The following is an 11,980-nucleotide window of genomic DNA, read 5'->3' on the forward strand; positions in this document are numbered from 1 at the left end:
AACCTACCGGCCGCTGAAGAAAAAACTCCCCCGGCCGGGTCGAACCGCGGCGGTGCCGTTCGTCGCGTCTTCGAGAGCCGCCCAGCGCGGGCGGAACCGGACGCAAGGAGGACCCGATGGGCAGGATCGTCAACGCCACGTTCATGACGCTCGACGGCGACATCACGAACATGGCGGACTGGCACTGGGACTACTTCAGTGAGGAGGCCACCGCCGCCGCGAAGGCCCAACTCGACCGCAGCGACGCCCTCATCATGGGCCGCAAGACCTACGACGGGTTCTCGGCAGCGTGGCCGCAGCGGGCCGGCACCGACCCGTTCGCCGACCGGATGAACTCGATCGACAAGTACGTCGTCTCCTCGTCGCTGATCGATCCGCAGTGGACGAACAGCCACGTGCTCGGCGGTGCCGGTGGCGACGCCGTGGCCGCGGTGCGCGAGGTCAAGGAGCGGACCGATCGCGACATCCTGCAGTACGGCTTCGGCGACGTCACGCGGCTGCTACTGGCCAATGGCCTGCTCGACGAGCTGCGCGTGTGGCTGCACCCCGTGATCTCCGGTGCGGCCAAGCCCGACGAGCTGCTGTACCGCGACACCGCGAAGGCGAACTTCACGTTCAACGGCAGCGAAGTGTTCGGCAACGGGATGGTGATCCTCAGCTACACCCCGGCGAACGCGGCCCAGTAGGGTCGCCGACCGTGGAGACGACAGCGGCAGGGGTCGTGCTGGCCAGCGGCGCCGGCACGAGGGTCGGCGCGGCGCTGAACAAGGTGTACCTGCCGATGGCAGGCCGCCGGGTGGTCGCGTGGTCGCTGGCGGCGTTCGCCGCGGTGCCCGAGGTGGGCGTGCTGGTGCTCGTGATCCGCGAGCAGGACGCGGAGCTGGCGGAAGAGGTGCTGGCCGCGCACCCGGGCCAGGTCGAGGTCGTGACCGGGGGTGCGACGCGGCAGGGGTCCGAGCTGAACGCCCTGCGCCACCTCGCGCCGCGCATCGAATCGGGCGCCGTCGACGCCGTGCTGATCCACGACGCCGCCCGCCCGCTCGCGACGCCGGCTCTGATCGGCGACGTGCTGGCCCGGACCCGCGAGTACGGCGGTGCCGTGCCGGGACTGGCCGCCGACGACGTGGTCTCGATGGCCGCCGACGGTTCGGTCGCCGCCCGGCTGCCGGGCGCGATCCGCGTGCAGACGCCGCAGGGCTTCCGCGCCGAGCCGCTGCTGGCGGCCTACGAGCAGGCCGAGATCGAGGGTTTCCTGGGCACGGACACGGCTTCGTGCATGGAACGGTTCTCCGCGCTGCCGGTGCACTGGGTGCCCGGCGGCGCGGAGAACCTGAAAATCACCTACCCGCACGACCTCGCGGTGGCCGAGCGGTTGCTCTCCCGCTGAGCGGATCGCCCAGCGGCGCAGATCACAGCGACGGGCTGCGGGTCAGCGACGCGTCTCGCTCGACGACGGACTCGAGAGCCTCGTCGATCGCCGTCAGCAGGTCGGCGTCGAGCTTCACGCCGGCGGCCTTGACGTTCTCGTGCACCTGCTCTGGGCGGGAGGCGCCGATGATCGCCGAAGCGACGTTCGGGTTCTGCAGGACCCACGCCACGGCCAGCTGCGCCATGCTCAGCCCGGCCTGCGCGGCCAGCGGCTCCAGCTTGGCGACCGCGGTCAGCGTCTCGTCGTTGAGGAAACGCTTGACCATGTTCGCGCCGCCGTTCTGGTCGGTCGCGCGCGAACCCTCCGGCAGCGGCTGGCCCGCCTTGTACTTGCCGGTGAGCACGCCCTGCGCGATCGGCGACCAGACGATCTGGCTCAGCCCTTCACGCTCGGACGCCGGCACGACCTGCGACTCGATGACGCGCCACAGCATCGAGTACTGCGGCTGGTTGGAGATGAACGGCACCTTCAGCTCACGCGCGAGCGCCGCGCCCTGCGTGATCTGGTCGGCCGACCACTCCGAGACGCCGATGTAGAGCACCTTGCCCTGGCGGACGAGGTCGGCGAAGGCGACCATCGTCTCTTCCAGCGGCGTGTTGTGGTCGAAACGGTGCGCTTGGTAGAGGTCGAGGTAGTCGGTGCCGAGCCGCTGCAGCGACGCGGTGGCCGACTCCATGATGTGCTTGCGCGAGAGGCCCTTGTCGTTCTGGCCCTTCGGCCCGGTGGGCCAGAACACCTTCGTGAAGATCTCGAGGCTCTCCCGGCGCTGGCCCTTCAGGCCCCGCCCGAGCACGGACTCCGCCGCCGTGTTCGCGTACACGTCGGCCGTGTCGAAGGTCGTGATGCCGGCGTCGAGCGCCGCCTTGATACAGGCCTGGGCCTGCTCCTCTTCGACCTGGGACCCGTGGGTGAGCCAGTTGCCGTAGGAGATCTCACTGATGTTGAGGCCGCTGCGGCCGAGTCGTCGAAACTCCATGCCGTTCAGCCTAGGCGGGGGTTGTTCGCGTTGCTAACGAACCTCCCCCATCGGGCAGTGGCGGTGCTCACCGGCAACCAGCCGGAAACGACAACGGCCGCCACACCCTCGCGGGTGTGGCGGCCGTCACAGAAATGCTCAGCCGGGGATCGGGTCGCCCGGGCGCAGGCGCGGCTTCGGGACCCGCAGCTTGCGGATCTGGCTCGCGCGCACGAAGGCGTACCAGCCGACGCCGCGGGTGGGCTCCTTCGGGAACCGCTCGCGGGCCAGACGGGAGATCTTGCGGCCGTTGACCACGCCCTCGATGGCCATGACCAGCAGCATCGCCATGCAGATGAGGGTGATGTACTGCTGCGCCGCCGGCACCGGGATCAGCAGCGCGAGGAACACGAGGATCGCGAGCGGCATGAACAGGCCCAGGATGTTGCGCCGGGAGTCGACGAGGTCGCGCACGTACGCCTTGACCGGCCCGCGGTCGCGCACAGGCAGGTACTTGTCGTCGCCGGACATCATGCGTTCGCGGCGCTGCTTGGCGGCGGCGCGCCGGTCTTCCTTGCTGACCGGGTTCTCCTTGCGGAGCTGCTTGTTGCGCTTCATCGCCTCGCGCATGCTGGTGGGCGGCGGGGCGACGGGTCCGCGCTTGCGACCTTCCGCTTCCCGCCGCTTCGGCGTCGCCCGGCCCTTGCCCGGCGTGTACGCCTTGCCGATGGTCGAATCGGACTCGACGACGTCGGCCTCGACGGCGTCCGCAGGGGTCTCGGTGGTGCTTCGGCGCAGGAACCTCACCTCACCAGGGTATTGCAGGCGTCACGACGATGTTCGGCAGGTCGTGCGATGTGCAACCATGGAGGGGGAACAGATCGGGTACCCGGAGAGTTGAACTGTTTCGGACGAGAAGTACCCGCAGTGAGTTCGACCTAGAGGGAGTGCCATGACGACCGCTGAGCAGACCGGTGCGGCGCAGGCCGAGACCGCCGAGGAGACCCACGGCGTGACCTTGACCGACGCCGCGGCGGTCAAGGCGAAGGCCCTGCTCGAGCAGGAGGGCCGCGACGACATGCACCTGCGCATCGCCGTCCAGCCCGGTGGCTGCGCGGGCCTGCGCTACCAGCTGTTCTTCGACGAGCGCGAGCTCGACGGTGACCTTTTCCGCGACTTCGACGGTCTGCGCGTGGCGGTCGACCGGATGAGCGCTCCGTACGTGTCCGAGGCTGTGATCGACTTCGTCGACTCGATCGAGAAGCAGGGCTTCACGATCGACAACCCGAACGCGACCGGCTCGTGCGCGTGCGGTGACAGCTTCCACTGAGCCCGCGCGCTCGGTAAAGCACACGAAGAAGGGCCCCGGCCGACTCGGCGGGGGCCCTTCTTCGTGCTCGGAGCCGGCTCTCAGACGTAGGCGTCGAGGTCGGCGACCTGCGCGTGGCAGGCGTCGTCGACCTGCCACGGCCGCGCCGCGCGCGGGTGCGGCATCCGGTCGGTGGTGAGTCCCTCGCTGCGGAGCGCGGACGGGATGTGGGCGCAGTCGGCGATCAGCTCGCCGAGGTCTTCCGGTTCAGTGGCCGTGTTCACTTCCGTAACGCTATTGATCCTTCAGCGACTGGGAAAGCGGTACCAGCCGGTAGTGTCGGCCGAGGCGCGGGAACTACCCGGACGGGTCATGACCTGCGGGTAACCCCGCCAGAGCCGCACGAACGAGACACCCAGAGGAGAACCGGTGGCAGACAAGGCCAGGATCGCCGTGTCCGGCAGCATCGCAACCGATCACCTGATGCACTTCCCCGGCAGGTTCGCCGAGCAGCTCGTGAAGGAGCAGCTCCACCGGGTGTCGCTGAGCTTCCTGGCCGACGACCTCGTCGTCCGCCGCGGCGGCATCGGCGCCAACATCGCGTTCGGCCTGGGCGTGCTGGGCGTGAAGCCCGTGCTGGTGGGTGCCGTGGGCTCCGACTGGGCCGACTACGCGTCGTGGCTCGAGCGCCACGGCGTGGACACCTCCGGAGTGCTGGTGTCCGAGGTCGCGCACACCGCGCGCTTCGTGTGCACCACCGACGAGGACCTGTGCCAGATCGCGACGTTCTACGCCGGCGCCATGGCCGAGTCGCGCAACATCGAGCTCAAGCCCATCGCCGACCGCGCCGGCGAGCTGAGCCTCGTGCTGATCAGCCCGGACGACCCCGAGGGCATGGTCCGCCACGCGCAGGAGTGCCGCCAGCGCGGCTACACCTTCGCCGTCGACCCGTCGCAGCAGCTGGCCCGCATGGACGGCGCCCAGGTGCGTGACTTCATCGCCGGCGCCAAGTACCTGTTCAGCAACGACTACGAGTGGGAGCTGCTGCTCCAGAAGTCGGGCTGGACCGAGGCCGACGTGCTGGAACGCGTCGGCATGCGCATCACCACGCTGGGCGAGAAGGGCGTGGAGATCGTCGGCCGCGACGGCCTCGCCCTGCAGATCGGCGCCGTCCCCGAACGCGGCAAGGCCGACCCGACCGGCGTCGGCGACGGCTTCCGCGCCGGCTTCCTCGCCGCCCTCGACGGCGGCCTGGAGCTGGAGCGCGCCGCCCAGCTCGGCTCGCTCATCGCCGTGCTGGTCCTGGAAACCGTCGGCACCCAGGAGTGGACCTTCGACCGCACCGACGCCCTCGCCCGCCTCGGCGACGCCTTCGGCCCACAGGCGGCGGACAAGATCGCCACGGTGCTGCCGAGCGCCTGACGTTCCGCGCCGCACGAGAGTGGCCGCCCCCGAACGCACGGTGGCGGCCACTGTCGTATCAGCGGATCAGTACCAGTTGGTCCGGAAGATGAACAGCGGGCCCGAAAGGTTGTCGCACACGAGCGCGCCCCGGGCGAGCCGTCCGTTGAGGTTGTTGGCGATCTTCGTCTCCGCCCAGCCGTTGTCCATCCACCCTTCTTCGCTCGACCAGCTCGCACCGCCGTCGTCGGACCGGTCGACGACGATCGAGCAGCGGTCGCTGGCCTGGCTCGAGTCGGCGGCCTGGGCCTCGGCGAAGGCACCGCACGCGCCGTAGTAGTACAACCGGACCGTGATGGTGATCAGCCCGCCGAGGGCATTCGGTGCGTTGGTGGTGTACTCCTGCTGCACCCTGAAACTGCCGTGCGGGCACGGCCCGCTCGAGGGGAACGTGCCTTCGTTCGCGTAGGCGCCGTACGGCGCGCTCGACAGCGGTTGCGCATTCGCGGGGACCGCAGCGAACGAGAGCGCCGACGCGCTCGCCGCCGTGGCCAGGACAACTTTCCGAAGAATCTTCATAGGGGGAAGCTGCCGGACGCACGACTGCGCCGCCAAGCTGTTAGAGCAGGCTCGAAATCCCCGATCGGACCTTGTGAAGCGCGGCGGGGCTGTCCCGGGTCCGGGCGGCCCCGCCCGCGTCAAGGCGTCAGTACCAGCCGGTTCTGGTCAGCTCCCCGTTGCACGACACCGCGGCCCGCGCGAGGCGGCCGTTGAGGTTGTTCGCGATCCTGGTTTCGCCGTACCCGAATTCCATCTGGTCGGTGGAGTTGACCCAGGTCGCGCCGCCGTCGTCGGAGCGGTCGACGTAGACGGTGCAGTTGTCGGTGCCCGAATTGGTGAGCGTGTCGGTGACCTCGGCGAAGGCGCCGCACGCGCCGTAGTACATGAGGTCGATCTGCAAGGGGTGCAGGGTGCCGTCGGAGCCGGGTGCCTGCGTGAACACGCGGCGAGCCGCGCTGAAACTGCCGTGCGGGCACGGGCCGCTGGACGGGAACGTGCCTTCGTTCGCCTAGGCGCCGTACGGCGCGCTCGACAGCGGGGCCGCGTTGGCGGGCACCGCGGCGAAAGACAGGGCGGCAGCGGCCACTGCCGTGGTCAGAATCACTTTCCGAAGAGTTTTCATGTGACGCACGCTGCCGGACGGGGACCTCGCCGCCAAGCTGTTCAAGCTGCGTCGAAATCCCCGTTCGGACCTAGCGGAAACGGCGTCAGAGCTTCACCGGGTAGACCGGCTCCGGGATCTCCGGCTTGATGCGGTGCTCGACGAAGATGCCGTGCCACAGCATGAACACCAGCAGGGCCCAGATCTGGCGGCTGCGGTCGAGCTGGCCGGCCTTGTGCTCCTCCAGCAGGCGCAGCACGGCGGGCTTGTCGAGCAGCTCGTCGGTCTTCGAGTCGTTGATGATGCCGCGCGCCCAGTCGTACATCTCGTTGCGCAGCCACAGGCGGATCGGCACGGGGAAGCCGAGCTTGCGGCGGTTGAGCACGTGGGCGGGGATGATCTTCGCGAGTGCCTGGCGCAGCGCGTACTTCGTGGTGCCGTGCGCGAGTTTCTGGTCCAGGGGAATGGAAGCGGCGACCTTGAACACCTCGGCGTCGAGGAACGGCACGCGCAGCTCCAGCGAGTTGGCCATGGTGACCTTGTCGGCCTTCACGAGGATGTCGCCCCGCAGCCAGGTGAACAGGTCCACGTGCTGCATGCGCGCCACCGGGTCCCAGCCGCGCGAGACGTCGTACCAGGGCGCGGTGACGTCCTTGAAACCCACGCCTTCGGTGTACGTCCGCAGCACGTTGCGCAGCTGGTCGTCGCGGAAGTTGCGCGCGTTGCCGTAGTAGCGGTCCTCCAGCGGCAGCGCGCCGCGGCGCAGCAAGTCCTTGCCGCGCGTGCCTTCCGGGATCTTCGTGGACACCTTGCCGATGAGCTTGCGCACACCGCCGGGCACCTTTTCGAACGGTGCCAGCGAAATCGGCTCGTTGTAGATCGTGTAGCCGCCGAACAGCTCGTCCGCGCCCTCGCCCGACAGCACGGCCTTCACGTGCTTGCGGGCCTCGCGCGCGATGAACCACAGGGGCACCAGCGCCGGGTCGGCCACCGGGTCGTCGAGGTACCAGACGATGAGCGGCAGCGCTTCCATCATCTCGTCGGCCGAAACCGTGCGCACCACGTGCTTCACGCCGATCGCGGCGGCCGACTCGGCGGCGACGTCCACTTCGGAATAACCCTCGCGTTCGAACCCGGTGGTGAACGCGATGAGGTTCGGGTTGTGCTCCTTCGCCAGCGTCGCCGTGGCCGTGGAGTCGATGCCGCCGGACAGGAACGCGCCGACCGTCACGTCCGGGTCGGAGATCATGTGCTTGCCCACCGAGTCGCGCATCACATTCGCGATGCGCTCGTACAGGGCTTCGGCCTCGGCGGCGCCGTTCACCGGCTTCGCCGCGAACTGCGGGTGGAAGTAGCGGGTGAACTCGACCTGCCCGCCCGGCACCACGCGGAACGACGTGCCCGACTCGACGCGGCGCACGGCCGTGTGCAGCGACTCGGGCTCCGGCACGTACTGCAGCACCAGGTAGTGCTGCAGGGCCTTGCGGTCCAGCTCCTGGGCCACGCCGAGCGTGTCGGTGAGCTCCAGCAGGCTCTTCTTCTCGCTGGAGAACGCCACTCCGCCGGGGCCGGCGGCGTAGAACAGCGGCTTGATGCCGAACGGGTCCCGCGCGCCGAACACGACCTTCTCGGCGGAGTCCCAGATCATGAAGGCGAACATGCCGCGCAGCTTCTTCACCGCGTCGGCGCCCAGGAAGTGGTAGGCCGCGACGATGGCCTCGCCATCGCCCTCGGTCTCGAACTTCGCGCCGAACTTTTCAGCGAGCTCGTCGCGCAGCTCGCGGTAGTTGTAGATCTCCCCGTTGAAGTTCATGGTGTAGCGGCCCGGAGCTTCCGGCGGGCCCCAGTGCAGCGGCTGGTGGGCGTGGTCGACGTCGATGAACGCCAGCCGGTTGAAGCCGTAGACGACCTCGGCGTCGGCCCAGGTGTCCTGCTCGTCGGGGCCGCGGTGGCGCTGGCAGCGCATCGCCGCGCCCACGGCTTCACGGGCGTTCGCCGCGTCGGTCTCGGTGCCGCAGATCAGTCCAAGCAGGCCGCACACGCGTACTCACACACCTCAGGGTCTTCGCCGGTCCGGGAAGGGCACAGTATGCCGCGAACCGTGCACCGCGGACCGCATCGGGTGGACGCGCGCGCGTTGTGGTCACCCCTTGGACAGCGGGAATCGTGAACTCGGCTAGGCTCCGCCTGTCACGAAGATCGGTCGAGGAGGCTCTGGGTGAAAGGGCGAGGTGCAGTGGGAAAACCAGCGCGCACCCACGGGGGTAAGCGGGTCGGCCGCGTCGCCGCGCTGGCCGTGCTGGTCGCGCTGACCGCGACGGGCTGCTCCGGGGACGCGATCCTCCGATTCGGCTGGCCGGTCGGGGTCACCCCGCAAGCCGAAGAGATGCAGAACCTCTGGACGTGGACGGTCATCGCGGCGCTCGCCGTCGGTGTCATCGTGTGGGCCCTGATCTTCTGGACCGCGACGTTCCACCGCAAGAAGAAGAACTCCGCGGTCGAGGGTCCCGAGGACCTCCCGCGGCAGTTCCAGTACAACATCCCGCTCGAGATCTTCACCGTCGTCGTCCCGACGATCATGGTCTGCGTTCTGTTCTTCTTCACCGCGACGACCGAGAGCAACGTCCTCGACAAGAAGCCCGACCCGGACGTGACCGTCGACGTGGTGGCCTTCCAGTGGAACTGGGAGTTCAAGTACGACGACGCGAACGCGAAGCGCCCGGACGGCACCCAGGTGAGCACCGTCGGTTCGTCCGGCGAGATCCCGCTGCTCGTGCTCCCGACGAACAAGACGATCGAGTACCGCCTGCGGTCCACCGACGTCATCCACTCGTTCTGGGTCCCGGAGTTCCACTTCAAGCGCGACGTCTTCCCGGACCCCGAGAAGAACAACCAGGACAGCTCCTTCCAGAACTCCATCGACCGCGAAGGCTCCTTCGTCGGCCGGTGCGCGGAGCTCTGCGGCACGTACCACTCGGTGATGAACTTCGAGGTGCGTGCGCTCTCGCCGGACAAGTACGACCAGTACATCAAGCTGCGCACGGAAACGAACCCGAAGACGGGCCTGCCGAACACGGCTTCCGAGGCGCTGGCGGCGATGAACTGCGGCGAGCTGTGCACCCCGCACGCGGTGACCACGCAGCCGTTCAACACCGACCGCACCGCGCGCACTGCGTCCAACTGACCGGTTCCGGCGAACCAGAGGAGTAGGGGAGAAAGTCCCATGAAGGTCGAAGCCCGGATTTTCTACATGGTGGCGGCGTTCGCCGTCGTCATGGCCGTCATCTACTGGGTCATGACCGCCCTCTACGCGACCGACCAGAAGGCCGAGCCCGTCGGCATCGTCGCGCTCTTCCTGACCGGTGGCCTCGCGTTCCTCGCGGGCAGCTACATGCAGTTCGTGTCCCGCCGGATCGAACCGCGCCCCGAGGACCGCGAGGACGCCGAGATCAGCGACGGCGCGGGCGAGCTGGGCTTCTTCAGCCCGGGCAGCTACTGGCCGATCGCCATGGCGGCCGCGGCTGCGCTGGGTGGTCTCGCGCTCGCGTTCTTCCACATCTGGCTGCTGGTCATGGCGCTCGTCGCCCTGCTCATCGCCGTGGGCGGGCTGGTGTTCGAGTACCACACGGGCCCGAACCACGAGTGACGCTTTCCCCGGTCGTTCCTGACCGGGGCCTGCCGCCGCGCTGGGGTGCCAGCGCGGCGGCGAGCACCGCCAGCATCCCCAGGCCCTCCGGCCACGACAGCCGGTGGCCGAACGCCAGCACGTCCACCACCACCGCGACCACCGGGTACAGGTAGGACAGCAGCGCCACCGTCGTGGTGGGCAGCTTGCCGATGCTCGCGTACATCAGCACGTACATCACCGCCGTGTGCACGGTGCCGAGCAGCACCAGCCACAGCAGCCCCGGAACCGAGTGCGGGAGCGGCGTGAACGCCAGCGCCGGGGCCAGCAGCACCGTCCCCACCGCCAGTTGCACCGCCGCGAGCAGGTGCGGGCGCACGTGGGTGAGCTGCTTCGCCACGAACGATGCGCCGGCGTAGAGCACCGCCGCGCCCAGCGCGAGCGCGATTCCCGCGAACCGCACCGGCTGCCCGTCGTCGCCGTGGGCCGAGAGGGAAATCACCACCACGCCGGCGAACGCGACACCCGCCCGGGCCAGGTGCGTCTTCGCGACTTTTTCACCGAGGAACGCCGCCGCCAGACCCACCAGGATGAGCGGCTGCGTGTGGTAGACGACCGTGCTCACGCCGATCGACGACAGCGCGTAAGACGTGAACAACAACACCCAGTTGGCCACCAGCAGCACGCCGCCCAGCGCGGCCAGCAGCAGGTCGCGCAACGACGGCCGCCAGCTGCGCAGGTAGCCGCGCGCCAGGCACCACACGACGAGCAGGACACCGCCGACGAGACAGCGGGCGAACGCGACGGCCGGCGCGGCGGCACCGCTTTCCAGCACGACCGCGCCGATCGTGCCCGACAGGGCCATGGCCGCCGACCACTGCAGGACGGGACGGATTTCGGGGTTCTTCATGCGTCTCAGATTCGGCTCGCGAGCCGCGCCCGACCAGTGTCAGAAATGACAACGGCCGCAAAACTTGTGACACGCTGGGCGCATGGACGTGCAACGGGTCGCGGTGGTGCTGGCCGACCGGGTCTCGCCGTTCGAGCTGGGCGTCGCGTGCGAGGTGTTCGGCACCGACCGCAGCGCGGACGGCATCGAGGGCTGGGAGTTCGGCGTGTGCTCACCGAGGGGGTCCGAAGTGGACACCTGGTCGGGATTCGGGCTGAGCGGGCTGTCCGGATTGGACTTCGCCGCTTCGGCCGATCTGCTGATCGTGCCGACGTGCGAACCGCGCACGGTGGCGCCGCCGGAACCGGTTCTCGACGTCCTCCGCGACGCCCGCGAGCGAGGAGCGTGGGTTGCCGGGTTCTGCGCAGGCGTGTTCTCCCTCGGCTACGCGGGCCTGCTCGACGACCGCCGCTGCACCGTGCACTGGGTGTACGAACAGGACTTCCGCCGGCTCTTCCCGAAAGCCCGTGTGGACCCGCAGGCGCTGTACGCGGACGACGACGGCGTGTCGACCAGCGCGGGCACCGTCGCGGCCGTGGACCTGTGCCTGCACCTCGTGCGGCGGCTGCGCGGTGTCGCGGCGGCCACCACCCTCGCGCGACGGATGGTCGCGGCCCCGCACCGCGCCGGCGGGCAGGCGCAGTTCGTCGAGGCGCCGCTGCCGGCCACCGCCGCGCCCGACGACGCCGTGGTCGCCGAAGCCTTGGAGTGGGTGGAACGGCGGCTGGACCGGCCGTTCACGGTCGCGGAGCTCGCGCGCCGCAGCGGCCTGGGGGAGCGGACGTTCCTGCGGCGCTTCTCCGCCGCCACGGGCACCACTCCGCACCGCTGGCTCACCGAACGCCGGCTCGACCGAGCCCAGGCGCTGCTGGAGGAGGGCGGGCTGTCCGTCGAGGACATCGCGACGGCCTGTGGCTACGCCTCAGCGGCCGCGCTGCGCCACCAGTTCACGCGCCTGCGGGCAACCACCCCGAGCGCCTACCGCGCGGCCTTCCAGGGCTCCTGAGCCCTTCCCGCGGCCTCCCCGCTCCGCTCGCCCCAAGCACCCCAATGCGGCGTTGGTTGCGTTCAACGCACCGAACGCCACATTGAGGTTTTCTCAGTAGGGCGAGGTGGGGGTGCGTGTTGCCGTGAGGTGAGGCGTGGGGCC

At 69.4% G+C, this 11,980-nt stretch carries 14 protein-coding genes; 7 read left to right on the forward strand and 7 right to left on the reverse strand.

The window, feature by feature from the left end:
• Positions 1–116: 116 nt before the first annotated feature.
• Together ACFY1H_RS48920 and ACFY1H_RS48925 are read left to right on the forward strand one after the other, a co-directional pair.
• Positions 117–686: a dihydrofolate reductase family protein gene (locus tag ACFY1H_RS48920; RefSeq protein ID WP_366585779.1), complete on the forward strand. Its 570-nt coding sequence runs from the start codon at positions 117–119 to the stop codon at positions 684–686.
• Positions 687–697: 11 nt separating this feature from the next.
• Entirely contained in the window at positions 698–1,387 is a 690-nt protein-coding gene (locus ACFY1H_RS48925; RefSeq protein WP_366585781.1) for an IspD/TarI family cytidylyltransferase, read from the forward strand.
• Positions 1,388–1,409: 22 nt separating this feature from the next.
• Here ACFY1H_RS48925 and ACFY1H_RS48930 read toward each other — a convergent pair whose 3' ends face one another.
• Complete coding sequence (locus tag ACFY1H_RS48930; protein ID WP_364057583.1) at positions 1,410–2,405, reverse strand: aldo/keto reductase family protein; 996 nt, start codon at positions 2,403–2,405, stop codon at positions 1,410–1,412.
• A gap of 138 nt (positions 2,406–2,543) precedes the next feature.
• On the reverse strand, positions 2,544–3,191 hold the full coding sequence (locus ACFY1H_RS48935) for a DUF3043 domain-containing protein (protein WP_366585783.1): 648 nt from the start codon (positions 3,189–3,191) through the stop codon (positions 2,544–2,546).
• A gap of 145 nt (positions 3,192–3,336) precedes the next feature.
• Here ACFY1H_RS48935 and ACFY1H_RS48940 point away from each other — a divergent pair, with 145 nt between their 5' ends.
• A complete protein-coding gene (locus ACFY1H_RS48940; RefSeq protein ID WP_220237940.1) occupies positions 3,337–3,714 on the forward strand; it encodes an iron-sulfur cluster assembly accessory protein in 378 nt (125 codons plus the stop codon).
• Positions 3,715–3,794: 80 nt separating this feature from the next.
• Here ACFY1H_RS48940 and ACFY1H_RS48945 read toward each other — a convergent pair whose 3' ends face one another.
• Complete coding sequence (locus ACFY1H_RS48945; RefSeq protein WP_220237941.1) at positions 3,795–3,977, reverse strand: hypothetical protein; 183 nt, start codon at positions 3,975–3,977, stop codon at positions 3,795–3,797.
• Positions 3,978–4,122: 145 nt separating this feature from the next.
• On the opposite strand from ACFY1H_RS48945, the gene ACFY1H_RS48950 reads away from it, so the two are divergent.
• The gene (locus tag ACFY1H_RS48950) at positions 4,123–5,115 is read left to right on the forward strand and encodes a carbohydrate kinase family protein (RefSeq protein ID WP_386956709.1); all 993 of its coding nucleotides are present in this window, start codon (positions 4,123–4,125) and stop codon (positions 5,113–5,115) included.
• A gap of 66 nt (positions 5,116–5,181) precedes the next feature.
• Here ACFY1H_RS48950 and ACFY1H_RS48955 read toward each other — a convergent pair whose 3' ends face one another.
• From ACFY1H_RS48955 to asnB, 3 genes are all read right to left on the reverse strand, one after another.
• A complete protein-coding gene (locus tag ACFY1H_RS48955) occupies positions 5,182–5,673 on the reverse strand; it encodes a sialidase family protein (protein WP_386956710.1) in 492 nt (163 codons plus the stop codon).
• Between the two features lie 127 nt (positions 5,674–5,800).
• Positions 5,801–6,097: a hypothetical protein gene (locus ACFY1H_RS48960; protein WP_386956711.1), complete on the reverse strand. Its 297-nt coding sequence runs from the start codon at positions 6,095–6,097 to the stop codon at positions 5,801–5,803.
• 265 nt (positions 6,098–6,362) lie between these two features.
• Entirely contained in the window at positions 6,363–8,297 is a 1,935-nt protein-coding gene (gene asnB, locus ACFY1H_RS48965; RefSeq protein WP_366585791.1) for an asparagine synthase (glutamine-hydrolyzing), read from the reverse strand.
• Between the two features lie 195 nt (positions 8,298–8,492).
• Here asnB and coxB point away from each other — a divergent pair, with 195 nt between their 5' ends.
• Both coxB and ACFY1H_RS48975 read left to right on the forward strand, forming a co-directional pair.
• Entirely contained in the window at positions 8,493–9,440 is a 948-nt protein-coding gene (coxB, locus tag ACFY1H_RS48970; protein WP_366585793.1) for a cytochrome c oxidase subunit II, read from the forward strand.
• A gap of 39 nt (positions 9,441–9,479) precedes the next feature.
• On the forward strand, positions 9,480–9,902 hold the full coding sequence (locus ACFY1H_RS48975; RefSeq protein ID WP_366585795.1) for a cytochrome c oxidase subunit 4: 423 nt from the start codon (positions 9,480–9,482) through the stop codon (positions 9,900–9,902).
• Here the strand turns inward: ACFY1H_RS48975 and ACFY1H_RS48980 are convergent.
• Positions 9,847–10,791 (reverse strand): DMT family transporter, encoded by a 945-nt coding sequence (locus ACFY1H_RS48980; protein ID WP_386956712.1) that lies wholly within the window; start codon positions 10,789–10,791, stop codon positions 9,847–9,849. The two genes, ACFY1H_RS48975 and ACFY1H_RS48980, sit on opposite strands and share 56 nt — an antisense overlap.
• Positions 10,792–10,873: 82 nt before the next feature.
• Between ACFY1H_RS48980 and ACFY1H_RS48985 the strand changes: the two genes are divergently transcribed.
• Positions 10,874–11,836: a GlxA family transcriptional regulator gene (locus tag ACFY1H_RS48985; RefSeq protein WP_386956713.1), complete on the forward strand. Its 963-nt coding sequence runs from the start codon at positions 10,874–10,876 to the stop codon at positions 11,834–11,836.
• The last annotated feature ends 144 nt before the right edge of the window (positions 11,837–11,980 follow it).

Origin of the sequence: Amycolatopsis sp. NPDC001319, from assembly GCF_042896185.1 — a bacterium.
Lineage (GTDB): Bacteria > Actinomycetota > Actinomycetes > Mycobacteriales > Pseudonocardiaceae > Amycolatopsis.